At 63.7% G+C, this 22,451-nt stretch carries 22 protein-coding genes; 7 read left to right on the forward strand and 15 right to left on the reverse strand.

Going from position 1 to position 22,451, the window contains the following annotated elements:
* Positions 1 to 38 precede the first annotated feature (38 nt).
* Positions 39 to 659, forward strand: a complete 621-nt coding sequence (locus ACU5AY_RS02565) for a TetR/AcrR family transcriptional regulator C-terminal domain-containing protein (protein WP_446823227.1) — start codon at positions 39 to 41, stop codon at positions 657 to 659.
* A 129-nt stretch (positions 660 to 788) separates the two neighbouring features.
* Here ACU5AY_RS02565 and ACU5AY_RS02570 read toward each other — a convergent pair whose 3' ends face one another.
* The 7 genes from ACU5AY_RS02570 to ACU5AY_RS02600 all read right to left on the reverse strand — a co-directional run bounded on the left by ACU5AY_RS02570 (position 789) and on the right by ACU5AY_RS02600 (position 9,121).
* Positions 789 to 1,880 (reverse strand): ABC transporter ATP-binding protein, encoded by a 1,092-nt coding sequence (locus ACU5AY_RS02570; protein WP_446823228.1) that lies wholly within the window; start codon positions 1,878 to 1,880, stop codon positions 789 to 791.
* Entirely contained in the window at positions 1,877 to 3,817 is a 1,941-nt protein-coding gene (locus tag ACU5AY_RS02575; RefSeq protein WP_446827876.1) for a glycoside hydrolase family 127 protein, read from the reverse strand. Before ACU5AY_RS02575 ends, ACU5AY_RS02570 begins: the two co-directional genes overlap by 4 nt.
* 18 nt (positions 3,818 to 3,835) lie before the next feature.
* On the reverse strand, positions 3,836 to 4,699 hold the full coding sequence (locus ACU5AY_RS02580) for a carbohydrate ABC transporter permease (protein WP_446827877.1): 864 nt from the start codon (positions 4,697 to 4,699) through the stop codon (positions 3,836 to 3,838).
* Entirely contained in the window at positions 4,699 to 5,616 is a 918-nt protein-coding gene (locus ACU5AY_RS02585; RefSeq protein WP_446823231.1) for a carbohydrate ABC transporter permease, read from the reverse strand. The genes ACU5AY_RS02580 and ACU5AY_RS02585 overlap by 1 nt, the downstream gene beginning before the upstream one ends.
* A gap of 123 nt (positions 5,617 to 5,739) precedes the next feature.
* Entirely contained in the window at positions 5,740 to 6,975 is a 1,236-nt protein-coding gene (locus ACU5AY_RS02590) for an ABC transporter substrate-binding protein (protein ID WP_446827878.1), read from the reverse strand.
* 61 nt (positions 6,976 to 7,036) lie between these two features.
* Positions 7,037 to 8,056, reverse strand: coding sequence for a LacI family DNA-binding transcriptional regulator (locus ACU5AY_RS02595; RefSeq protein WP_446827879.1), 1,020 nt, complete (start codon positions 8,054 to 8,056; stop codon positions 7,037 to 7,039).
* A 240-nt stretch (positions 8,057 to 8,296) separates the two neighbouring features.
* Positions 8,297 to 9,121, reverse strand: coding sequence for an alpha/beta hydrolase (locus tag ACU5AY_RS02600; protein ID WP_446827880.1), 825 nt, complete (start codon positions 9,119 to 9,121; stop codon positions 8,297 to 8,299).
* Between the two features lie 258 nt (positions 9,122 to 9,379).
* On the opposite strand from ACU5AY_RS02600, the gene ACU5AY_RS02605 reads away from it, so the two are divergent.
* From ACU5AY_RS02605 to ACU5AY_RS02630, 6 genes are all read left to right on the forward strand, one after another.
* On the forward strand, positions 9,380 to 11,005 hold the full coding sequence (locus ACU5AY_RS02605; RefSeq protein WP_446827881.1) for an AMP-binding protein: 1,626 nt from the start codon (positions 9,380 to 9,382) through the stop codon (positions 11,003 to 11,005).
* Between the two features lie 116 nt (positions 11,006 to 11,121).
* On the forward strand, positions 11,122 to 12,258 hold the full coding sequence (locus ACU5AY_RS02610; protein ID WP_446827882.1) for an ABC transporter substrate-binding protein: 1,137 nt from the start codon (positions 11,122 to 11,124) through the stop codon (positions 12,256 to 12,258).
* Between the two features lie 9 nt (positions 12,259 to 12,267).
* Positions 12,268 to 13,182 carry a branched-chain amino acid ABC transporter permease gene (locus ACU5AY_RS02615; RefSeq protein ID WP_446827883.1) on the forward strand — a complete coding sequence of 305 codons (915 nt, stop codon included), beginning with the start codon at positions 12,268 to 12,270 and terminating at the stop codon, positions 13,180 to 13,182.
* A gap of 15 nt (positions 13,183 to 13,197) precedes the next feature.
* Positions 13,198 to 14,172: a branched-chain amino acid ABC transporter permease gene (locus tag ACU5AY_RS02620; protein ID WP_446827884.1), complete on the forward strand. Its 975-nt coding sequence runs from the start codon at positions 13,198 to 13,200 to the stop codon at positions 14,170 to 14,172.
* Entirely contained in the window at positions 14,165 to 14,914 is a 750-nt protein-coding gene (locus ACU5AY_RS02625; RefSeq protein WP_446827885.1) for an ABC transporter ATP-binding protein, read from the forward strand. Before ACU5AY_RS02620 ends, ACU5AY_RS02625 begins: the two co-directional genes overlap by 8 nt.
* On the forward strand, positions 14,911 to 15,597 hold the full coding sequence (locus tag ACU5AY_RS02630) for an ABC transporter ATP-binding protein (RefSeq protein ID WP_446828926.1): 687 nt from the start codon (positions 14,911 to 14,913) through the stop codon (positions 15,595 to 15,597). The genes ACU5AY_RS02625 and ACU5AY_RS02630 overlap by 4 nt, the downstream gene beginning before the upstream one ends.
* A gap of 2 nt (positions 15,598 to 15,599) precedes the next feature.
* Here the strand turns inward: ACU5AY_RS02630 and ACU5AY_RS02635 are convergent, their stop codons facing one another.
* The 8 genes from ACU5AY_RS02635 to ACU5AY_RS02670 form a co-directional block, all read right to left on the reverse strand.
* Positions 15,600 to 16,100 carry a MarR family winged helix-turn-helix transcriptional regulator gene (locus tag ACU5AY_RS02635; RefSeq protein ID WP_446827886.1) on the reverse strand — a complete coding sequence of 167 codons (501 nt, stop codon included), beginning with the start codon at positions 16,098 to 16,100 and terminating at the stop codon, positions 15,600 to 15,602.
* A 153-nt stretch (positions 16,101 to 16,253) separates the two neighbouring features.
* Positions 16,254 to 18,248 (reverse strand): 3-hydroxyacyl-CoA dehydrogenase NAD-binding domain-containing protein, encoded by a 1,995-nt coding sequence (locus tag ACU5AY_RS02640; protein WP_446827887.1) that lies wholly within the window; start codon positions 18,246 to 18,248, stop codon positions 16,254 to 16,256.
* A gap of 12 nt (positions 18,249 to 18,260) precedes the next feature.
* Positions 18,261 to 18,656: a RidA family protein gene (locus ACU5AY_RS02645; RefSeq protein ID WP_446827888.1), complete on the reverse strand. Its 396-nt coding sequence runs from the start codon at positions 18,654 to 18,656 to the stop codon at positions 18,261 to 18,263.
* Entirely contained in the window at positions 18,649 to 19,062 is a 414-nt protein-coding gene (locus tag ACU5AY_RS02650; RefSeq protein WP_446827889.1) for an acyl-CoA thioesterase, read from the reverse strand. Before ACU5AY_RS02650 ends, ACU5AY_RS02645 begins: the two co-directional genes overlap by 8 nt.
* An 8-nt stretch (positions 19,063 to 19,070) precedes the next feature.
* Positions 19,071 to 20,267, reverse strand: a complete 1,197-nt coding sequence (locus ACU5AY_RS02655) for an acyl-CoA dehydrogenase family protein (protein ID WP_446827890.1) — start codon at positions 20,265 to 20,267, stop codon at positions 19,071 to 19,073.
* Between the two features lie 4 nt (positions 20,268 to 20,271).
* Entirely contained in the window at positions 20,272 to 21,114 is an 843-nt protein-coding gene (locus tag ACU5AY_RS02660; protein ID WP_446827891.1) for an enoyl-CoA hydratase family protein, read from the reverse strand.
* 63 nt (positions 21,115 to 21,177) lie between these two features.
* The gene (locus ACU5AY_RS02665) at positions 21,178 to 21,624 is read right to left on the reverse strand and encodes a cupin domain-containing protein (RefSeq protein ID WP_446827892.1); all 447 of its coding nucleotides are present in this window, start codon (positions 21,622 to 21,624) and stop codon (positions 21,178 to 21,180) included.
* Positions 21,625 to 21,661: 37 nt separating this feature from the next.
* Positions 21,662 to 22,450 carry an SDR family NAD(P)-dependent oxidoreductase gene (locus tag ACU5AY_RS02670; RefSeq protein WP_446827893.1) on the reverse strand — a complete coding sequence of 263 codons (789 nt, stop codon included), beginning with the start codon at positions 22,448 to 22,450 and terminating at the stop codon, positions 21,662 to 21,664.
* Position 22,451 lies beyond the last annotated feature (1 nt).

Genomic DNA, 22,451 nt, shown 5'->3' on the forward strand with positions numbered 1-22,451 from the left:
CAACTTAACAATACAGGTCGATACGGTTATAAGGCGCCATGCGAGTCAGAAGTCAGAAGAAGCGAAACGAAATCATCGCCATTGCCGGCGACCTTTTCCGCAGCCAGGGATATGGCACGGTGTCCATGGCGACGATCGCCGCCGCGGTCGGCGGCTCGAAAGGGACGCTGTACGGCTACTTCTCATCGAAGGAGGAATTGTTCGCGGCCTTCGTCGTCAATGCCGGCCTGCAGCGATGGGAAGAGTTCATCAGCTTTCCGGAAACGTCCGACGGCATCGAATCCAAGCTCAGGGCGCTCGGGAAGAACTATCTGCGCTTCGTGCTGTCGGATGAAATCATGTCGGTCAACCGGCTCGTCATCGCGGAAGCCACGCGCTTCCCCGAGCTCGGAGGCATCTTCTACGAGAACGGGCCGAAGAGCGTGATCGGTGTGATCGTCACCACTCTGAATGAGGCGGTCGAAGCTGGAGAACTGCAGCTTGACGATCCGGTGGCTGCGGCATGGCGATTCAAGGCACTCTGCGAAGCCCGCCTGTTCGAGCAATATCTATGGGCCACACGCAACAGCGTCACGGAAACCGAAATCCTCGAGAATGTCGGGCCTGCCTGCGCCATCTTTCTCGAAAGCTACGGTGCCGGAGATGGGGCGCGCGGCTAGCGGCCACGAACTCGGCGATCCGCGGCTTCCCTAGGTCACCGAGGTCATCCGGCGTGCCGCCCCATGCGTTGCGGGCGCGTGGGAATGATCTCCCCGCCACGTGCGTCACATCCCGGCTTCGGTCGCGCCTCATTGGCGATCGAGGCGCAATCCGTCTTCGCCGAAATAGCGGCGCTTCTCCTGCGCGACGACCAGCCGGATGCTTTCGCCGCCCTTGTAGTCGGGGCCTTCGCGCTGTTCGGCGACAAATGGCTGACCGTCGGAGAGGTTGCAGTAGAGATAGCGCGTTCCGCCGAGATACTCGCTGAAGTCGACGGTGGCGGCCAGCCCTTCATCCCCGTCGTCGAGGACGGTGACATGCTCCGGGCGCATGCCGACGGTGACCATTGCCCCAGGTTTGCCCGGTAGACCGGCAAGCGGCGCTTCGATCGTCGTGCCGGCCAGCGATATCCCGCCGCCCTCCAGCCATTCTCCCTGGAGAAGATTGATCCGCGGCGAGCCGATGAAGCCGGCAACGAAGGTGTTGACGGGGTTCTCGTAGACTTCGCGCGGCGATCCGCTCTGTTCGATGCGGCCGTCGCGCAGGATGACGATCTTGTCGGCGAGTGTCATCGCCTCCGTCTGATCGTGCGTGACGTAGATCATCGTATTGCCGAGCTCCTTGTGCAGCTTGGCGATCTCCACCCGCATCGACACTCGAAGCTCGGCGTCGAGGTTGGAGAGCGGCTCGTCGAACAGGAAGACGTCGGGTTCGCGCACGATCGCGCGGCCGATCGCCACGCGCTGGCGCTGGCCGCCTGACAGCTGGCCCGGCCGGCGATCCATCAGATGGTCGATCTTCAGGATTTCGGATGCCCGGCCGACGCGCGAGGCGATTTCCTCTGCGCCGGCATGCGCCATCTTCAGGCCGAAGGCGAGATTGTCGCGCACGGTCATATGCGGATAGAGCGCGTAGGACTGGAAGACCATGGCGATGCCCCGTTCCGACGGATCGAGATCGGTGACGTCACGGCCCTTGATGGCGATCTCGCCATCGGTCACCTCTTCAAGGCCGGCGATCATCCTGAGCAGGGTGGATTTCCCACAGCCAGACGGGCCGACGAAGACGACGAACTCGCCACCGGCGATATCGAGGTCGATCCCGTGGATCACCTCGACTGCCCCGAAGTTCTTGCGCACGTCGGTCAGCACGACGCCCGCACTTCCCGCAGACTGCCTCATGCCGCAGGGCCTCCAGTCGCTTGACGATCACCGGCCTGCAGCCAGACGAGCATGGCGCCGGGATCACGGTTGTCCCACAGATGATAGGGCACGAGCCGCAATCGTGCAGGAACGCGTTCCGCGGGCCGGCTGCGATAGAGCGCGGCTCCCCAGCCGTCGATATCCTCCTTCGCAACCTCGATGTCGACGGCGACAGCGTCGCCCAGTTCCGCGATCCGTTGGCTGCCGACCTCTGATATGGCCGGGGACACGACATAGGCGTTCAGATCGGCGCCGTTATCGACTTCCTCCGCGCAATAGACCAGCGGTCCGCGCGTCAGCGCGACGCGGCCGGCATCCTGACGCACCTTCGGATTGGCGTATTGCGGGCGGAGCGCCATCGGCAGATCGAGAAGGATCCGGTCGCCTTTCTGCCATGTCCGCTCCAGCCGGGCATAGCCGTCCTTCAGGCAACCAGCTATGTCGATCGCCTCGCCATTGACCGAGAGATTGGCTCCGACAGCCCACTCCGGAATTCTCAAAGACATAGCAAAGGCCAGCGGTTCGGCAATATCGACCGTGATCGAGACGGCCCCCTCCCACGGATAGGCGGTTTCCTGGCGCAGTTCGACATCCTTGCCGGCCACAGTCAGCCGCGCGGTGTTCTGGCCGTAGAGATGGACTGCCACCTCCTCGTCGGCGACGGCGTACATGTAGGAGCCGATCGATGCGACAAGGCGGGCGATGTTCGGCGGGCAGCACGGGCAATGGTGCCATTTCCAGCGGTGATGCTTGCCGGTGCTTTCCAGCGGGTTGTCGTAGAAGAAGGTCTTGCCGTCGAGCGACAGGCCGGACAAGGCACCATTATAGAGGGCCTGTTCCATGATGTCGGCGAAGCGCCGGTTCGGGCCCCGGCCGAGCATGCGGCTTGCCCAGAAGACGAGCGCCACGGAAGCGCAGGTTTCCGCATAGGCGGTATCGTTCGGCAGGTCGTAATAGTCGGTGAAGCCTTCATTGCTTGCCGATGGTCCGATGCCGCCGGTGACATACATCTGCTTGGTGGTCACGTCGTCCCAGAGCGTTTCTAGCGCATCGGTCAGCGTGTCGTCCTCGTATTCGGTGGCGAGGTCAGCCATGCCGGAATACATGTACATGGCCCGGACCGCATGGCCGACGACCTTCTTCTGTTCGCGCACCGGCTGGTGCGACTGGCTGTATTCGTTGTTCTTCTGAATGTATTCGGCCGGGGCGCGGCCGTCGCGCATCGCCTCTTCAATGAAGAAGTTCGGCTCCCGTCCGCGCTCGTCGATGAAGTACTTCGACAGATCCAGGTATTTGCGTTCGGCGGTCACCCGCGCCAGCTTGACGAGAGCGAGTTCGATTTCCTGGTGACCGCAATAGCCCGGGATCTGGCCCTCACCATGTCCGAAAACGGTGATCATGTAGTCTGCAAAGCGGCACATGATGTCGAGGAGCTTGCGCTTTCCCGTCGCCTGATAATAGGCTACGGCCGCTTCGATCAGGTGGCCGGCGCAATAGAGTTCGTGGTGATCGCGCAGATTAGTCCACCGGCGGCCGGGTTGGATGCGCTGGAACCAGGCATTCAGATATCCGTCGCTGTCCTGCAGCCTTTCATACATGTCGATGATCTCGTCGGCCCTGGCTTCAAGCCCGGCATCGGGCTGGCGATACAGGGCATAGGCGATTGTCTCGATCGATTTCGCCAGGTCGCTGTCCCAGAACATCTGCGTTGTGCCGCCCCAGGGCTGGATTGGAATGATGACGCCGGGGCTCGGCTTGCGGACATCGATGGCGTCGAGCATTCCGGCTTCCACGCAGCGGTCGAGAAGGATACCGGCGGTCGCGTTGCAGATGGCATCCTGCCACTTGCCCCAGAAGCCATCGACGCGGACGGCGGGCACGGCAGGCGGACGGAATTGCTTTTCCAGGTTCGGCATAATGCTTGTTTCCTTGTTTTACTTGACCGCACCGGCCATCAGGCCGCGCAGGTAATAGCGTTGCAGGAGAAGGAAGACGACGAGGCAGGGGACGATCATGACGACCACGCCCGCCTGTACGGCGCCCCAGTTGATCGCCCCCAATCGGCCGACCCTGACGGCTGTCATCAATACGGGGAGCGTATATTGCTCGTTGCTGGAAAGCAGGATGAGCGCCGCCAGGAACTCGTTCCAGGCGTTGAGGAAGGCGAAGATCGCCACGGTCGCAACGCCCGGCATGACCAGCGGCAACAGCACGCGCGTCAGCAGCCTGATATCGCGAGCCCCTTCGATGCGGGCCGCTTCCTCGATTTCCTTGGGCACCGCATCGAAGGCGTTGCGCATCATGAAGACCGAGAACGGCAGCTGCAGCGTCACATAGACGAGCACGAGGCCGACGAGCGAATTGCTGAGCCCGAGCTTGGCAAGGATGATGAAGAGCGGCGTCAGGATCGACTGGAACGGGATCATCAGCGTCGCGATCAGCAGGATGAACAGCACGTTCTTGAAGGCGAAGCGGTAGCGCGAGAAGCCATATCCAGCCAGCACGCTGACGATCACCGTGAGAATGACGGTGGCAAGCGAGACGAGAAGCGAGTTCATCGTGTGCTGCCAGACGCCGGCGCCGAATGTGTCGAGCGCGCGATAAGCATCCAGTGAGAAGCCGTGCATCGGCCATGGCGGCAGCGGTGGCGTTCCGGCTTCCTGTCCGCGCCGGAACGAGGCGAGCAGGGCGATGGCGAACGGCGCGAAGAAGAAGAGGGAAACAATGATGCCCGTCGAATGAAAGGCGACGTTGCCGAGACGTTTCCGGCGTGTCCTGAGGTCCTTTGCCGATGCCATTATTGCTCCTCCCCGACGCGCAGAAGCCAGAGCTGGAAGACGCTGATGGCGACGAGGATGACCAGCACGGCCATCGAAAGCGCCGCGCCATATCCTAGGTGGAACGAGACGAACGACTGGTTGACGATGTAGTAGACGACGGAGATCATCTTGTTTTGCGGTCCACCGCTCGTCATGATGTAGAACTGGTCGAAGGCAAGCACCGAGCCGGTGATCGACAGGATGAGGGCGAGGGCCAGGGTCTTGCGCATCAACGGCAGCGTGAGATGCCGGAAACGCTGCCACGAGCCCGCGCCGTCGATTTTCGCCGCTTCCATCAGTTCCGACGGGATCGACTGCAGCCCGGTCAGCAGGATGACCATGGTGAAGCCGGCGATCTTCCACACCACCATCACGATGATGATGGCGAAGGCCTTGTCGAACGTGGCGAGAAGGTTCAGCCGACCTTCGGTCAATCCGAGCATTTCGAAGAGCGGCGAGAAGAAGCCGCTGTCGACATTGGAGAGCCAGACCCAGAGCAGCGAGGCGGAGGCGAGGCCGACCACCACGGGCAGGAAGATGAGGGTTCTATAGGCGGCGACGAAACGGCGCTGGCGTTCCACGAAGATGGCGAGCGGAAACGCCACGGCGAAGATCGCGATCGTCACGATGACCGTGTAATAGGCCGTGAAGCCGAGTGCATCCATGAACCGGGCGTCGGAAAACATGCGGATGTAGTTGCGCAGGCCCACCCATTTCGGATTTCCGAGCAGGGACCAGTTGTGCAGGCTCATCCAGGCGGTGAAGAAGACCGGAATGATGAAGAAGACGGCGACCAGAAGCATGGCCGGCGCGATATAGAGCAGCCCTTTCCATGAGCCGCGCTGGGTTGAGCGGCGGCGTTTTCTGATCGGCTCGACTTTGATGTCATGCGTCATGGAGACCGTCATCTGTGTTGATGACCTCTTGTTGAAGAATTTGCCGGTGCCGGCCGGAAGCGTTTCGCTGGACTTCCGGCCGGTTTCGAAGCCGCCGGAAGTCCAGCGGCTGCCCGGGAGCTTTTACTGGGCGTCGTCGATGATCTGCTGCATCTGCGACTGCGCATCCGAGAATGCCTGGTCGACATTGTCTCCGAAGATCGCCGCATGCGTGAAGCTGGCCCAGGGACCGTTGGCGCTGTTGATCAGATCGTTGAACTGCAGCGTGTAGGGTGTCTGCGCAACCTTGATCGCATCGACGCCCACCTTCAGCCGCGGATCAAGGCCGTCGAGAACCTGATCCGCCAGATCGCCGCGTGTCGGGAGGCTGCCGTATTTGGCCATGATCTTCTGGCCGTCCAGCGAATAGACATAGTCGAGGAACGCCTTGACGTTTTCGAGCTTGCTCGTGCCCTTGGTGACGACGAAGTTGTCGCCGCCGGCAAAGGACGAGGTCTTGCCGTCGACGGATGGGATCAGCGTGACGCCGAAATCGAGTTCGGGATGCTGGGTGATCATGGTGCCGATAGCGAAGGCGCCGAGCGTCTGTTGGCCGATATTGCCGTTGACGAGGCTGAGGAAGTTCGAGCCGTTATCGGTGGCTGCGCCCGCCGGCACCGTGCCCTTCTGCACAAGGTTGCGGTAGATATCGACGGCCTTGCGCATCTGCGGCGTATCGAGCGTCGCCGTCTTGCCGTCTTCGGACAGGATGTCGGCCCCGGCACCCCAGACGAGCGGGGTGAAGGTGAAGATCATGCAGCCGCCGCAGCCGCCGCCGGAGAAGTAGAACCCGTAGGTGTCATTGCCGAGCGCCGTGATCTTCTCGGCATTGGCGGTGATTTCGTCCCAGGTCGTCGGCGCCTTGTCCGGATTGAGACCCGCCTTGCGGTAGAGGTCCTTGTTCCAGGCGAAGATCGAGGTTTCGACCGACAGCGGCAGGCCGTAGATGTGATCCTCGTATGTTCCGAGCTTCACATGGGAAGGCGAGAGGGAATTGAAGTAGGGCAGGGACTTCGCCCAGTCGGTCAGGTCCTCGAGCTGACCTGCGGCGGCAAAGGCCGGAGTATAGATGAGATCGAGCGACAGCGCGTCGGGCGCCTGGCCGCCGGCGATGGCGATCGCATATTTCTGCACCAGTTCGCTGAACGGCACTTCCGTCAGTTCGATCTTGTCCTCGTGGCTGCCGTTATAGGCTTTCACGGTTTCCTTGAAGGCATCGCCGATGCCGCTTCTCACCCACATCTGCACCGTTTCGGCCGATGCGCTGCCGGCAAAAAGCAATGTCGCGAGCGCTGTGGATGTCATAATCCGACTGAGCATTTCCATTCCTCCCTTTGATAAGACCGCGTGGCACACGGCCTTCTTGATGACCCTTGCATTCTCAGGATGCGCCTGCTCCTCCGCAGGACCGGCGAACAACCAGCCGGCATGGTAGTTTTCTGATGCCGAGTTCCACCGGCTCACCCTCTCCCAGTGCGAGCACCGTAAGGCCGGCCTGCCGGCCGAGTTCCTTCAGGTTCATGTCGATGGTGGTCAGGGGCGGGCGCGTGTGCTCCGCCATGATCCCCCAGTTGTCGAAGCCGACGACCGAGACATCCTCCGGCACATTGACGCCGCGCTCTCGCAAGCCATCGATGACACCGCGGGCAATCTGGTCGTTGCCGCAGAAGATGCCGTCCGGTTTCTCTCCGTGCCGGCTCCAAAGCTCGGAGACGGCCCTATGGCCCCAGTCCTCCGACCATTGGCCGTGAAGAATTTCCGCGCCGTCGCCGGCGTGGCTGCGAAAGGCCGCTGAGCGCTCGCTGACGGCGGCGAAATCCTCCGGGCCGGTAACGTGCACCAGCCGTTTGCGGCCGATCTGCCTCAGCCAGTCGGTCGCCAGCCCGGCGCCTTGCGCGTCATCCGAGGTGAAGGTCACGCTGTCCGGCGTGCCCTTCGTGAACGCGTAGACGACTGGCACCGGAAGACCCGAAAGGTCGACCGGCAGCGACCGGTCCATGCGCTTTCCGGTCGCGATGATGCCGTCCACCTGCTTGTCCAGCATCGCGTCCACATGGATCTTGCCGAGCGCTGGATCGTCCTCGATCGCGCAGAGGAAGACGGATACGCCCTGATCCACCAGCGCCTCGGAGATGCCGGCCATGACGGGCAGGGTGAAGCGACCATAAGTGTCGTTGGTGAGAAGGCCGATCGTCAGGGAACGGCTGGACAGGAGACCGCGGGCAAGCGCGTTCGGACGAAAGCTCAGATCGGCGGCAACCTTCTTGATCCGCCGGCGCGTTTCCTCCGCCATTCGGCCGGTATCATTCAGCGCCTTGGAGACCGTCGACACGCTGACGCCGGCCGCTCTGGCCACGTCATGAATCGTCGCGCGACGCAATGTCCTGTCCGAATTCGCCAATCTGGCCTCCCTCCAAATTTCACCCGAGAAAACCTTTTCTCACTTGAGGTGTCAATATGAGAAAACGTTTTCTCAAAATAATTCGTTGGATGCGCAGGGAGGGGTTGGCCGACGCCCTTTCAAGGCGACACGGCCGATGAAGGTGGTTCGCGCCAGACGACGTGCGGCCCAAAACTGGCGGGTGACGGCGGCGGCGAAGTTGGCTGCCGCGTCGCCATGACCAAATTGCTCTCGCCAGTCTCAGCCAAGCAGTGCGAGCGTCAGCGGATGCTCAGGATCGAGGAGGCCGTCGAGGATGTTGAAGTGATGGCGGTCGGGCTCCTCGACGCAATCGGTCGTCGCGCCGAGACCTTTCCAGATATTGGCGAGAAGCGCGTTCTGCCGCAGGAATTCCGAGCGCTCGCCGGCGCCTGCCCAGCAGGTGATGCGGGCATTGGCGGCCGGGTGCAGCAGCGCCGGGCTTTCGCGGACCGCTTCCTCGGCATCGAGGCGGATCGCGTCGTTGAGACTGGTCGGCAAGAGCGAGCGCAGATCGTGCAGGCCGGACAGCGACACGACATGGGCGATGCGGGACGCGACGGGCGCGGAGAGCGGCGAAGTCGACGAGACCATGCGGGAGACGAGGTGACCGCCGGCGGAATGCCCGATCAGGCGGATCGGTCCGTCGACCGCGGCGGCTGCCGTATCGATCGCCTTGCCGATTTCCGCAGTGATGCCGCTGACCCGGTTTTCGGGGCACAGCGTGTAGGAGGGCATCGCCACCGCATAGCCATGCGCCAGCGGTCCCGCGGCCAGGTGCGACCAGTAGCTCTTGTCGAGGCGGACCCAGAAGCCGCCGTGCACGAAGACGACGAGACCCTTCGGCGCCGTTTCCGGGAGGAGCAGGTCGAAGCGGTTGCGCTCGCCGTCGCCATAGGGGAGGTCGAGTTTGGCGCGACCGGCGGCCACCAGTGTTTCGCGCATGGCCTTTGCCGGCTCGACCCACAGTCCGGGCCAGCGGTCGCCTCCGGGAATGTTCGCGCCATTGGCGTAGGCATCGGACCAGTCGGTAATTCGGTGCAGCATCGTTCCTCGCAGCGTTTCTTGTCGGGCCGTCGCCCGTTCGGAGAGGGTTTCACATGACCCGGAATGTCCGGGCGAAAGGGGCTGAAGTCAATGGAAACAGGGCTGCCGCAAAAAATATTATAAACTTGAAATTTCTTTCTTGCGAGGAGGCGCAGACAGTGCAATGCTTCGATTTAGGGTGAATTGCGCCGCCATGGATCGTCAAAGGGCAGGGAACAGGCCCGGCGGTTCGCGCTGACTAAAACTGGGAAAGACATCATGCTTGGACCTTCGGCTCACGCGGACACGTTCGCGCGGGATAATCTTCCTTTGCCTGCAGACTGGCCCGAGATCGACCTGTCGGGCTTCGACTATCCGGAGTGGCTGAATGCCGGCGTCGAACTGAGCGACCGGATGGTTGATCGCGGCTTTGGCGACCGTGTCGCGCTGATCGGCAATGGCCGCCGCCGCACCTACAAGGAACTCACCGACTGGACCAACCGGCTCGCCAATGCGCTGGTCGAGGATTTCGGCCTGAAGCCCGGCAATCGCGTGCTGATCCGCTCTGCCAACAATCCGGCCATGGTTGCCTGCTGGCTGGCGGCGACGAAGGCGGGCGCCGTGGTCGTCAACACCATGCCGATGCTGAGGGCGAAGGAACTCGCCAAGATCGTCGACAAGGCCGAAATCTCGCTGGCGCTCTGCGACAGCCGGCTTATGGACGAGATGGTCGCCTGTGCCAAGGAAAGCGCCTTCCTGAAGCAGGTCATCAGCTTCGACGGTACCGCCAATCACGATGCCGAACTCGACCGTGCGGCGCTCGACAAGCCGGTGCAGTTCGAGGCGGTCAGGACAGGCCGCGACGACGTCGCTTTGCTCGGCTTTACCTCCGGTTCGACCGGCATTCCCAAGGCGACCATGCATTTCCACCGCGACCTGCTGATCATCGCCGATGCCTATGCCAGGGAAGTGCTGGATGTGCAGCCGGAAGACGTCTTCGTCGGCTCGCCGCCGCTCGCCTTTACCTTCGGACTGGGCGGATTGGCGATCTTTCCGCTGCGTTTCGGCGCCAGTGCCGCGCTTCTCGAAAACGCCACGCCGCCGAACCTCATCGAGATCATCAAGAAGTACAAGGCGACGATCTGCTTTACCGCGGCAACCGCCTATCGCGCCATGCTCGGCGCCATGGAGCAGGGGGCGGATCTGTCGTCGCTAAGGGTGGCGGTGTCCGCCGGCGAGACCCTGCCTGCGCCCGTCTACGAGGAGTGGGTGAGGAAGACCGGTAAGCCGATCCTCGACGGCATCGGCTCGACGGAAATGCTGCACATCTTCATCTCCAACCGCCTGGACGACCACAAGCCGGCCTCGACCGGCAAGCCGCTTGCGGGCTACCGGGCGATCGTGGTCGATGACGAGATGAACGAGGTGCCGCGCGGCACCGTTGGCAAGCTCGCGGTGCGCGGTCCCGTCGGTTGCCGCTACCTCGCCGACGAGCGGCAGGCCGATTACGTCCGCGACGGCTGGAACCTGACGGGCGACAGCTTCATCGAGGACGAGGACGGCTATTTCCACTTCGCCGCGCGCTCCGACGACATGATCGTATCGGCCGGATACAACATTGCCGGCCCGGAGGTGGAGGCAGCCCTTCTTTCCCACGAATATGTCCGCGAATGCGCGGTCATAGGCAAGGCGGATGACGCTCGCGGCCACATCGTCGAGGCGCATGTGGTGCTCGAAGCCCATGCCGTTCCGGGCGAAGCGCTGGTCAAACTGCTGCAGGATCATGTGAAGGCGCAGATCGCGCCCTACAAGTATCCGCGCTCGATCGTCTTCATCAAGGAACTGCCCAAGACCGAGTCCGGCAAGATCCAGCGCTTCCGGCTGAAGGCCGAGACTGTCAACTAAACCGTTCAATGGCTTGACGAATGTCGTTTCGCCGTTGGACATTGCCTTCGCCAAGTCGGGGGGAGGGCGAATGGTTCCATGTACCCGGCGTTCGAGATAACCAGAAAGAGGGAACAATGAAGACAATCATCTCCGCCGCAGCCCTGGCCTTGAGCCTCGGCGTCGCCGGCTCTGCCGCCGCCGAGCCGGTCAAGATCGGCATGATCACCACGCTTTCCGGCGGCGGCGCCGGTCTCGGCGTCGACACCCGTGACGGCTTCATGCTGGCCATCAAGCGGGCTAACAATCCGGACGTGTCCGTCGTCGTCGAAGACGATGCGCAGAAGCCGGAAATCGCAGTCCAGCTCGCCGACAAGCTGATCCAGCAGGAAAACGTCGACATCCTGACGGGCATCGTCTGGTCGAACCTGCTCATGGCCGTCGAGCCGGGCGTGGTTGCCCAGGGCAAGTTCTACATCTCGACCAATGCGGCGCCGGCTCCGCTGGCCGGCAAGGGCTGCAACCCGCTCTACTTCAACGTCGCCTACCAGAACGACAATCTTCACGAAGCCATGGGGCAGTACGCCAACCAGGACTATAAGAAGATGTTCATCCTGGCGCCGAACTATCCGGCCGGCAAGGACTCGCTGACCGGCTTCAAGCGCTACTACAAGGGCGAACTGGCAAACGAAATCTACACCCAGCTCGGCCAGACGGACTATGCCGCCGAGATCGCCCAGATTCGCGCGTCGGGCGCCGATGGCGTCTTCATGTTCCTGCCGGGCGGTATGGGCATCGCCTTCATGAAGCAATATGCCCAGTCCGGCGTCGATATTCCGGTCATGGGCCCGGGCTTCTCCTTCAGCCAGGACGTGCTCGGCGCGATCGGCGATGCGGCGATCGGTACGAAGAACTCCGGCCAGTGGTCGCAAGACCTCGACAACGAAGCCAACAAGACCTTCGTCGAAGCCTTCAAGACCGAATACAATCGCCTGCCGTCGATCTATGCCATGCAGGGCTATGACGCCGCGCAGATCATCCTTTCGGCCGCCGCCAAGGCCGATGTGAAGGACACCGAGGCTTTCCGCGCCGAACTGCTGAAGGCCGACTTTGCCTCTCCGCGCGGCAAGTTCAAGTTCAATACCAACCAGCATCCGATCCAGGACATCTATGTCCGTGAAGTGGTCAAGGAAGGCGACGTGATCACCAACAAGATCGTCGGCACCGCCTTTACCGATCACGGCGACGCCTACGCGCAAGACTGCAAGATGTAAGGACGGATCGTGACTGTGGCATTGGCGATCGAGCAATTGCTCAACGGCCTTCAGTTCGGCGTCATGCTGTTTCTGATGGCCGCGGGACTGACCCTTATCTTCGGCGTCATGGGCCTTATCAACCTGGCCCATGGCTCCCTCTATATGGTCGGCGCCTTCGCCTGTGCCGCGGTGGCTGCCGCTACCGGCTCCTTCTGGCTTGGCCTTGCCGCCAGCCTGATTGCCGCGGCGGCGGCGGGAGCGCTCGTCGAAATCCTGGTCGTGCGCAGGCTTTATGCGCGCGACCACCTCGATCAGGTGTTGGCGACCTTCGCCCTCATCCTGATCTTCTCGGAAGGCACGCGCTGGATCTTTGGCTCGTTTCCGCTCTACCTCAACATTCCGCCGATTCTTCAGGGTGCCGTCGCCCTTCCGGGAGACGTGCATTATCCCGTCTATCGCCTGGCGGTCATTCTTGTCGGCGGGCTGGTCGCACTCGGCCTCGCCATGCTGATCGGCCGCACGCGGCTCGGCATCCAGATCCGCGCCGGCGAAAACGACCGCGAGATGATCGGCGCGCTCGGGATCGATATACAGACTCTCTACACCGTCGTCTTCGCCCTTGGCGCAGCACTCGCCGGTCTGGCCGGGGCCATGGTCGGCGCGTTGCAGTCGGTGCAGGTCGGCATGGGCGAGCCGGTGCTGATCCTCGCCTTCGTCGTCATCGTCATTGGCGGCATCGGTTCGATCAAGGGCGCCTTCATCGGCGCGCTGCTCGTCGGCGTCGTCGATACGCTGGGGCGGTTCCTGCTGCCGCAACTGCTGCTGCTTGTCGTTTCGCCGTCGGCCGCCGGATCGGTCGGCGGGGCGCTGTCATCAATGCTGATCTATATCATGATGGCCTTCATTCTTGCCTTCAGGCCGCGCGGCCTGTTTGCGGCATAGGCGGGAACGGGCGACATGATCACACGCGAAACCCTCGTCAACGCCGCCATTGCACTCGGGCTTCTCATCGCCGCCTTCGCCGCGCAGGCGACCGGACAGATATTCTACATCACGCTCGCGACGCGGATCGCGATCCTCGGGCTCGCCGCCGTCGGCCTCAACCTCGCGCTCGGGCTCGGCGGCATGGTGTCCTTCGGCCACGCCATGTTCTTCGGCATCGGCGGTTACGCCGCGGGCATTCTGGCGAGCCATTCCTTCTCGGGCGAGCCGATTCTGCTTGGCATTCCCGGTACCACGCTGATGCCGGTGATCTGGATCGTCGCGGCCGTGCTGGCCGGCGTGATGGGCCTTGCGGTCGGCGCAATCAGCCTGCGTACCAGCGGCGTCTACTTCATCATGATCACGCTCGCATTCGCGCAGATGGTCTACTATTTTGCGGTTTCCTGGCCCGCCTATGGCGGCGAGGACGGACTGTCGATCCTGGTGCGCAACGGCTTTCCGGGCCTCAACACCATGAAGCCGATGAGCTTCTTCCTGATCACCTATGTCCTTCTGATGCTGGGACTTCTGGTCTTCTTCGTCCTGCGCCGCTCCCGCTTCGGCAGTGCGCTCGAAGTCTCCCGGCAGAACGAAGTCCGGGCATCCGCCGTTGGCATCGCCCCGTTTCCGGTCAAGCTCGTCGCCTTTGTCATCTCCGCCATGCTGACGGCCATCGCCGGCGCGCTGTTTGCCGATCTCAACCGCTTCGTCAGCCCGTCCATGCTGGCCTGGCACATGTCGGGCGAACTCATCGTGCTTATCATCCTGGGTGGCACCGGCCGGCTGTTCGGCCCGGTTGCCGGCGCGGCGCTCTACGTGCTGATCGAGTACTATCTCGGCGAGGTCACGGAGCGCTGGCAGTTCTTCCTCGGACTGATCCTGCTCGCCACCGTTCTCTTTGCCAGAGGCGGCGCGATCGGCCTCCTCGCCGGAAAGGCACGTCATGGCTGAGCCCGTTCTCGAGATTCGCAACCTCTTCAAGACCTTCGGGGCGCTGCAGGCAACCGGCGGCGTCAGTCTCGATCTCCGCCGCGGCGAGATCCATGCCCTGATCGGCCCGAACGGCGCGGGAAAGTCCACGCTGATCCACCAGATCTGCGGCACGCTGCAGCCCGACCGCGGCACAATCCGGCTCGAAGGCGAGGACATCACCCGCCTCGGTCCGGCTGCCCGCGCCCGCAAGGGGCTCGGCCGTACCTTCCAGATCTCGTCGATCGCGCCGGAATTCTCGGCGCTGCGCAACGTCATGCTGGCGGTCCAGGCGCGGCAGGGTTCGAGCTTCCGCTTCTTCCGCCCGGTGATGAGTGATGCGTCGCTGACCGACCCGGCCATGGCCATTCTCGAACGGGTTGGCCTTGCGGAACGGGCCAGGTTGCCTGCGTCCGAACTCTCACATGGCGAGCGCCGGCAGCTGGAAATCGGCATCGCTCTGGCGCTCGGTTCGAAGGCCTTCCTGCTCGACGAACCGATGGCCGGCATGGGACCGGAAGGGTCCAAGACGCTGACCGGCTTTCTCGACAAGCTGCGCGCGGAAACGCCGATCCTGCTGGTCGAGCACGACATGGACGCCGTCTTCGCGCTCGCCGACCGTATTTCCGTGCTGGTCTATGGCAAGATTGTCGCCACCGGCAGCGTCGACGAGATCCGCCGCGACCCGACCGTGCGTGCCGCCTATCTTGGAGAACACGCCTGATGCTGCTGGACGTCAAGGACATCGAGACCTTCTACGGTGCGAGCCAGGCGCTGTTCGGTGTCAGCCTCGCGATTGCCGAGGGCGAGGTGATGGCGCTGATGGGTCGCAACGGCATGGGCAAGAGCACGACCATCCGCTCGATCTGCAACCTGACGCCGCCCCGTCGCGGCGAGATTTCCTTTGCGGGAAAATCGACGAGCCGTCAGCCGGCCTTTCGCGTTGCCCGCCGCGGCATCGGCCTGGTGCCGGAAGGCCGGCGCTGCTTCAGCGCGCTGACGGTGCATGAAAACCTCGTGGCCGCCGCAAGGCCGGGACGGTGGACGCTGGAGCGGGTCAACGAACTCTTTCCCCGGCTTGCCGAGCGCCGCAACCAGCTGTCGAAAACGCTGTCGGGCGGCGAGCAGCAGATGCTCGCCATCGGTCGTGCGCTGATGACGAATCCGACGCTGCTCATTCTTGACGAGGCGACGGAAGGGCTGGCACCGGTCATTCGCGACGACATCTGGCGGGCGATCAAGGCCTTGAAGTCCGACGGGCTGTCGATCCTGCTGGTCGACAAGACGCTGTCCGAACTGCTGCCGGTCGCCGACCGCTGCGTGATCCTCGAAAACGGCCGCTCCGTCTGGACGGGCCGGCCGGGCGACATCGACGGCACGATCAAGGATCGCTATCTCGGTATCTGACCCTATTCCTCTTCGGGGCCGGAGAGGTGCGTGCGGGCGGATTGGCGCAGCAGGTCCGCATGCGACAGCATGCTGTTGATCGTGGCCGGTTCGACATCCGCCATCATGTCGCGGATCCAGCCTTCATGCGCCTCGGCCATTTCCGCGAAGGACGTGCGTCCCGTCTCCGTCAGCCGGGCGACCGTCACGCGCCGGTCGCCGCCGGGCGTCTCGCGGATCACGAGCCCATCCGCTTCCAGCCGTTCGACGAGCCCGGTAATGTTGCCGTTGGTGACCATGGTGCGCTTGGAAAGCTCGCCGAGACGCAGGCCTGCGGGCTCGCGGTAGAGCTGCGCCAGAAGGTCGAACTGCGGCAGGGTCGCGCCGAATTCGCTGCGCAGCCGGCGGCGGATCTCCTGTGAAATCAGCTTCGTCGTGGCGAGCAGCTTCAACCACAGCCGGAGCTCGTCCTTGCCTTCATGCGTGTCCTCGACGACGACTTCCAGATCGACTGCTTTGCTCAAGGTTGAACCGTTCCCGTGCGTATGAATGAGCGGTTGTCCGGAACGCGATGCGCCGTCGGGCAAACTATTTGAACTCTAAAGCAGCTCCGGGAATTGTCATAGCCTTCCGGCACGAAAACGCGGTGGAAAGATCGTGTTCGCCGGCGCTTGCTGTCACCCCCTGCGGATGCCGGCGGCAAACATCGGTCCGCCGTGCCGTGCCGGAAAGCCATAGCCGTGCACCATCACCACGTCGATGTCGTCCGGGCCGGAGGCGATGCCTTCGTCGATCAGCGCCCGGCCTTCGCGGACCATCGCGTCGAGCAGCCTCTCGACGATCTCGGCGTCCGGGATTTTTCTGACGGCAAAGCCCTTTTCTTCACGGTAGTCCGAGATCATGCGGTCGATGTCCGGGTCGACCATGCGCTTACCGTCCTCGTAGCGGTACCAGCCGCGGCCCGTCTTGCGGCCGAAGCGGCCGGCCTCGCAAACCCTGTCCGGCAGTTCGCAATAGGGCAGGGACGGATCGCGCTTTGCCGCCTGCCGTTTTCGCCGCGTCCAGGCAATTTCGAGGCCCGCCATGTCGAAGACGGCAAAGGGACCCATGGCAAAACCGAAACCTTCCGCCGCCCGGTCGATATCCTGCGGCAGCGCGCCTTCCTCCAGCAGCCGCTCGGTGGCCGTCCGGTAGGCGGAGAAGATGCGGTTACCGATGAAACCCTCGCAGACCCCGGTGACGACGGGTATTTTCTTCAGCTTGCGCGCGAAGGCGAGCAGCGTGGCCATGGTGCGCGGCGTCGCCCTGGCGCAGCGCACGACCTCCACCAGCCGCATGATGTTGGCCGGCGAGAAGAAATGCAGCCCGGCGACGCGCTCCGGATGCGCGGTAGCTGTCGCGATCCCGTCGGGATCGAGATAGCTGGTGTTGGTGGCAAGGATGGCGTCCGGCCGGACGATGCCGTCGAGGGTGCGGAAGAGCTGGGTCTTCACTTCGAAGTCGTCGAAAACCGCCTCGATGACGAGGTCTGCTTCGGCGAGGTCTTTCGGATCGGCCGATGCCGTCAGGCGCGACAGCTGATCGTCGGCTGCTTCGCGGGTCAGGCGTCCGGATGTGACCGACTGTTCGATCATGCCGCGGATGCGCTGCAGACCTGCCTCAGCGGCCTCCTCGGTCTGGTCGAGTGCCACCACCCTGTACCCGGCGGCAAGGGTCGCGACAGCGATGCCGCAGCCCATCAGCCCGGTGCCGGCGATGCCGATCACCAACAAGGGATAGGGTTCGACGCCGGAAAGGTCGATCGGCTTGCCGACGGCCCGCTCGGCAAAGAAGATGTGCCGCAGCGCAGCCGACTCCGCCCCATCCCGCAGACGGATGAAGGTCTCGCGCTCGACCATCAGACCCTTTTCAAGATCGGTCCCGGCGGCAAGCCGGACGAGCCTGATTGCTTCGCCGGGAGCGGTCTGCCCGCGCGCCTTCTTGAGGAACCGTTCCGCCAGCGCTTCGAATGCCCCTTCGTCGCCCTTGGGGACGGAAAGCGCACCGGTGCGGCGTGGCGGCTTGCCGGCCAGTTCACTTGCGAGTGCGGCCGCTTCACCGATCAGGTCGGCACTGGCAACCTTGTCAATCAGTCCTGTTTCGAGCGCTTTGGTGGCCTTGACCGGTTTGCCGCCGGCAATCATGTCGAGGGCAGCCGTCATGCCGATGAGGCGGGGCAAGCGCTGCGTGCCGCCCGCACCGGGAACGAGGCCGAGATTGACCTCAGGAAGCCCCATGGACGCGGAGGCGGATGCGATGCGCGCATGGCAGGCGAGCGCCAGTTCCAGCCCGCCGCCAAGTGCGGCGCCGTTGATGGCAGCGACGACCGGCTTGCCGCTCGCCTCGATGGCTGCCACGACGGCGGGAAGAGACGGCTCTACCGGCAGCTTGCCGAATTCCCGGATATCCGCGCCGCCGACGAAGGTCTTGCCGGCTCCCGTGATGACGACCGCTGTCACGCCGTCGTTGTTTTCCGCATGGCTGATCGCGGCTGCCAGCCCGGCACGCACCTCCGCCCCGGCGGCGTTGACCGGCGAATTGTCGATGGTGACGACGAGCGTCGTTTCGTCGATCCGTGCCCGGACAGCGGAGGAAAACGAAAGCGTGTCTGTCTGGAGGCTTTCTCCGGTCATCGCTTTTCCCCGTCAGTCCGGAATGACGGCGGTTGCCTGGATTTCGATCTTCGCGCGATCCTCCACAAGGGCGACCACCTGCACGGCCGCCATGGCCGGGAAGTGCCGGCCCATCACGGCGCGATAGGCTTCACCAAGCCCCTTCGGATCGGCGAGATACTCGGTCTTGTCGATGAAATACCAGGTCATGGTGGTGATGTGATGCGGTTCGCCGCCGGCCGCGGCGACGACGTCGACGACGTTCTGCAGCGTCTGCCTGACCTGGCCGACGAAGTCGTCGGTTTCGAACCTGCACTGTCCGTTCCAGCCGATCTGGCCGCCGACGAAGACCTGGCGGCCACGGGCCTCCATGCCATTCGAATAGCCGACGGGCTTCGCCCATCCTTCGGGTTGGAGGATCTTATGCATCTTGTATCTCCAGATAGGGCATGAAGGCGCTGCGTATGTCGTCGGGCCACGGGCAGGCGCGGTGGGTGTCGTTCGAGATGGCGACAATGCGATGGTCCGCGCGCCAAAGAAGGGCGCTATTGGCCGAAACTTCGTGTTCGAGGTCCATCGAGGACGTGCCGATCCGCTTCAGCCTCACCGCGAAGTCGAGCCGGTCGCCATGAAAGCCGGGTTTCGAGAAGGTGAGGTCGAGTTTTACGGTCGGCACGCCGATCCGCCGTTCTTGAATGAGCGTCGGCCAGGGAAAGCCGGCAGTGGTAAAGAACTCCTCCAGCACGCCGACGAGGTGATCGAGATAGGACGGGAAGTAGGCGATGCCGGAAGGATCGCAATCGCCGAACTTGAGGTAGCGCGTTGTCTGGAACATGGCTTTCCTCACGCCGTCTCGCTGCTGGCATGCGCCTTGATCAGTTCGCGCGCGACGATGAGCTTCTGGACTTCCGTCGCCCCCTCGTAGATGCGCAGCGCCCGGATTTCCCTGTAGAGTCGTTCGACCATCTCGCCGCTCTTGACGCCACGGCCGCCAAACATCTGCACGGCGCGGTCGATCACGGCCTGGGCGTTCTCCGTCGCCGTCATCTTGGCCATGGCCGCCTCCATCGTCGTCGGCAGTTTCTGAACGTCACGACGCCATGCCGCGCGGTAGGTCAGCAGCGCCGCCGCATCGACGGCGGTTGCCATGTCGCCGAGGGCCGCCTGCGTCAGCTGGAGATCGGAAAGCGTACCCCCGAGCATCGGCCGCTCGCGGCTGTAGGCCAGCGCTTCGGAAAGCGCGCGGCGCGCAAAGCCGAGGGCTGCGGCGGCGACCGAGGCGCGGAAGATGTCGAGCGTGCGCATGGCGATCTTGAAGCCTTCGCCGGGCGCGCCGAGCCGGCGCGAGGCGGGGATGTGGCAGTTCTCAAAACGGATCGTCGCCAGCGGGTGCGGGGCGATCACGTCGATGCGCTCGGCAATGGAGAAACCCGGATCGTCGGCGAAGACCACGAAAGCTGAAATGCCACGCGTTCCCGGCGCCTCGCCGGTGCGGGCAAAGACGGTGTAGACATCCGCGATGCCGCCGTTGGAAATCCAGGTCTTTTCGCCGTCGAGCACATAGCCGTCGCCGTCGGCCCGCGCCGCGCAGGACATGGCGGCGACGTCGGAGCCGGCATCCTTTTCGGAGAGGGCGAAGGCGGCGATCCATTCGCCCGAGGCGACCTTCGGCAGGACGCTGTCCTTCAGCGCGTCGGAGCCGCTGAGGCTGATGGCGCCACTGCCGAGACCCTGCATGGCGAAGGCGAAATCGGCGAGACCGTCGTGAAAGGCCAGCGTCTCGCGGGCGATGCAGATTTTGCGGCTGTCGATTGCCTCTCCGCCCGAAAGGCCGACGGCGGCATGGAGCAGGCCGGCGTCGCCCAGCGAGCGGACGAGCGCGCGGCAGGCGCCATCGACATCGTTGTGGTCGACATGCACCATCGCGTCACCCGCCGCGAAGGCGTCGAGCTTTGCGGCCCAGTCGGCATGCGCGGCGTCGAAGAACGGCCAGGCAAGATGGTCGCGGTCGAGCGCAGGGGCGGGTGATGTCTGCGTCATCGCCTCAGTTTCCTTCGAATGCCGGCTTGCGCTTTGCGGCGAAGGCCTCGAAGGCGCGGCGGAAATCCTGCGTCGCCATGCAGATCGCCTGCGCCTGCGCTTCGGATTCGATCAGTTCCTCGATCCCCATCGCCCATTCCTGGTTCAGCATGGTCTTGGTCATGCCGTGCGCAAACCACGGGCCGTCGGCGATCGACTGCGCCAGCCCCGTCGCCTTGGTCTGAAGGTCGGCCTGCGGGTGCAGGGCGTTGTAAAAGCCCCAGCGCTCGCCCTCGTCGGCGGTCATGAAGCGGCCGGTATAGAGAAGCTCGGCGGCGCGGCCCTGGCCGATGATGCGGGGGAGCATGCCGCAGGCGCCCATGTCGGCGCCGGCAAGCCCGACGCGGGTGAAGAGGAAGGCGGTCTTTGCCTCAGGCGTCGCCAGCCGCAGGTCGGAGGCCATTGCGAGGATCGCGCCGGCGCCGGCGCAAATCCCATCGACGGCGGCGATGATCTGCTGTGGGCACCGACGCATCGCCTTGACGAGGTCGCCGGTCATGCGGGTGAAGGCCAGAAGCTCGGGCATGGCCATATTGGTCAGCGGTTCGATGATCTCGAACACGTCGCCGCCGGATGAAAAATTGCCACCGGCGCCGGTCAGGACGATGGTGCGGACATCCGAAGCATAAGCGAGGTCGCGGAAGAGGTCGCGCAGTTCGGCATAGCTCTCGAAGGTCAGCGGGTTCTTTTTGTCCGGCCGGTTCAGCGTCAGCGTCGCCACGCGACCGTCGTCGCTCGTATCCCAGAGAAAGTGCTCGGCCTTGTAGTCGCGGAACGGCCGCGTCATGCCTTGCATAGCGTTGGTCATGTTGAGCTCCTCCTCTTGGGGTGCCGGCCGCAGCATGACAGCGGCCGGCGTCTTTTCGTGTTGTTATTCGTTCGCCGACGGAGGCAGGAAATCGACCTCGTGTTCGCCCGAGACGCGGACGATCTCGTCGACGTCCGTCATCTGGTCGAGCTTGCGGAACAGGTCTTCCAGCTTGCGCGCGGGCGACACCCAGAACAGCGCACGGCAGGGCTTGTCCGATTTGTTGAAATAGCCATGGGGCACGCCGCGTGGCATGCGGACCAGATCGCCGGCCCTGGCCTTCGTCCATTCCCCGTCGAGCTTCAGGTCCAGTTCGCCTTCCTGCACGAGGATGAACTCGTCCTGGGTCGGATGGACGTGCACGGGCACGAACTGTCCGGGCTCGCTGTTGGTCTCGAATGCAAATGTGTCGTCACAGAGCGCTTTCGGGAAATACACCTGCCCGAGGATGTTCCACTTCACGCCCTTGAAGCCGGTCCCGTTTGCCGTAATGCCTTTTTCCAGTTCCATTCCACACTCCCGCTTGTCGTTGCTGTAGCTCAGGCGGCTAGCCCGCCATGACTTCTCCGCCGGCCACCGCGATCGCCTGGCCGGTCACTGACGATGCGCCGGGAGAGGCGAGCCATGCAACGGCATCGGCGACCTCCTGCGGCTGCACCAGCCTTCCCTGCGGATTGGATTTGACGAATTCCTTGAGCGCATCCTCTTCGCTGCGGCCGGTCTTTTCGACGATGGCGGCGATCGACTGCGTGATGATCGGCGTGTCGGTGAAGCCGGGGCAGACCGCGTTGACGGTGACACCCTTCTTCGCAAGCTCCAGCGCCAGTGCCCTCGTCAGGCCGATGACGCCGTGCTTTGCGGCGCAGTAGGCCGAGACATAGGCATAGCCGGTCAGCCCCGCCGTCGATGCGATGTTGATGATGCGCGCGCCCTCGCTATGCGCCTTCAGGTCGGCAAGGGTGGCTTGCGTGACATTGAAGACGCCGGTCAGGTCAACATTGAGCACATGCGCCCACATCGCCGCATCGGTCTTCTCGAAGGGCGCGCTCGGCGCTTCGCCGGCGCAGTTGACGAGGATCGAAACTGGGCCGAAGGCAGCGCGCGCGGCGTCGAGGCCAGCGGCGATCGCGGCCGGGTCCGTCACGTCGAAGCCGTCGGCGATGAACACCTTGCCGCCGTTCGCCTCGCCGGCGACCGCTTCCAGCGGCGCGCGCCGGCGGCCGGCGAGGGTGACCGATGCGCCGTCTGCCAGAAGCCGCAGCGCGATGGCGGCGCCGATGCCGCTGCCGGCTCCGGTGACCAGGGCATGGCGCCCCTTGAGAACTCCGTTCGTCATC

Source organism: Rhizobium sp. PAMB 3174 (assembly GCF_052908375.1).

Excerpts from the sequence above, each read along its gene's own strand:
- ACU5AY_RS02565 (WP_446823227.1), top strand. The coding sequence starts at position 39 with ATGCGAGTCAGAAGTCAGAAGAAGCGAAACGAAATCATCGCCATTGCC.
- ACU5AY_RS02570 (WP_446823228.1), bottom strand. The coding sequence starts at position 1,880 with ATGAGGCAGTCTGCGGGAAGTGCGGGCGTCGTGCTGACCGACGTGCGC.
- ACU5AY_RS02575 (WP_446827876.1), bottom strand. The coding sequence starts at position 3,817 with ATGCCGAACCTGGAAAAGCAATTCCGTCCGCCTGCCGTGCCCGCCGTC.
- ACU5AY_RS02580 (WP_446827877.1), bottom strand. The coding sequence starts at position 4,699 with ATGGCATCGGCAAAGGACCTCAGGACACGCCGGAAACGTCTCGGCAAC.
- ACU5AY_RS02585 (WP_446823231.1), bottom strand. The coding sequence starts at position 5,616 with ATGACGCATGACATCAAAGTCGAGCCGATCAGAAAACGCCGCCGCTCA.
- ACU5AY_RS02590 (WP_446827878.1), bottom strand. The coding sequence starts at position 6,975 with ATGCTCAGTCGGATTATGACATCCACAGCGCTCGCGACATTGCTTTTT.
- ACU5AY_RS02600 (WP_446827880.1), bottom strand. The coding sequence starts at position 9,121 with ATGCTGCACCGAATTACCGACTGGTCCGATGCCTACGCCAATGGCGCG.
- ACU5AY_RS02605 (WP_446827881.1), top strand. The coding sequence starts at position 9,380 with ATGCTTGGACCTTCGGCTCACGCGGACACGTTCGCGCGGGATAATCTT.
- ACU5AY_RS02610 (WP_446827882.1), top strand. The coding sequence starts at position 11,122 with ATGAAGACAATCATCTCCGCCGCAGCCCTGGCCTTGAGCCTCGGCGTC.
- ACU5AY_RS02620 (WP_446827884.1), top strand. The coding sequence starts at position 13,198 with ATGATCACACGCGAAACCCTCGTCAACGCCGCCATTGCACTCGGGCTT.
- ACU5AY_RS02625 (WP_446827885.1), top strand. The coding sequence starts at position 14,165 with ATGGCTGAGCCCGTTCTCGAGATTCGCAACCTCTTCAAGACCTTCGGG.
- ACU5AY_RS02640 (WP_446827887.1), bottom strand. The coding sequence starts at position 18,248 with ATGACCGGAGAAAGCCTCCAGACAGACACGCTTTCGTTTTCCTCCGCT.
- ACU5AY_RS02645 (WP_446827888.1), bottom strand. The coding sequence starts at position 18,656 with ATGCATAAGATCCTCCAACCCGAAGGATGGGCGAAGCCCGTCGGCTAT.
- ACU5AY_RS02650 (WP_446827889.1), bottom strand. The coding sequence starts at position 19,062 with ATGTTCCAGACAACGCGCTACCTCAAGTTCGGCGATTGCGATCCTTCC.
- ACU5AY_RS02655 (WP_446827890.1), bottom strand. The coding sequence starts at position 20,267 with ATGACGCAGACATCACCCGCCCCTGCGCTCGACCGCGACCATCTTGCC.
- ACU5AY_RS02660 (WP_446827891.1), bottom strand. The coding sequence starts at position 21,114 with ATGACCAACGCTATGCAAGGCATGACGCGGCCGTTCCGCGACTACAAG.
- ACU5AY_RS02665 (WP_446827892.1), bottom strand. The coding sequence starts at position 21,624 with ATGGAACTGGAAAAAGGCATTACGGCAAACGGGACCGGCTTCAAGGGC.
- ACU5AY_RS02670 (WP_446827893.1), bottom strand. The coding sequence starts at position 22,450 with ATGACGAACGGAGTTCTCAAGGGGCGCCATGCCCTGGTCACCGGAGCC.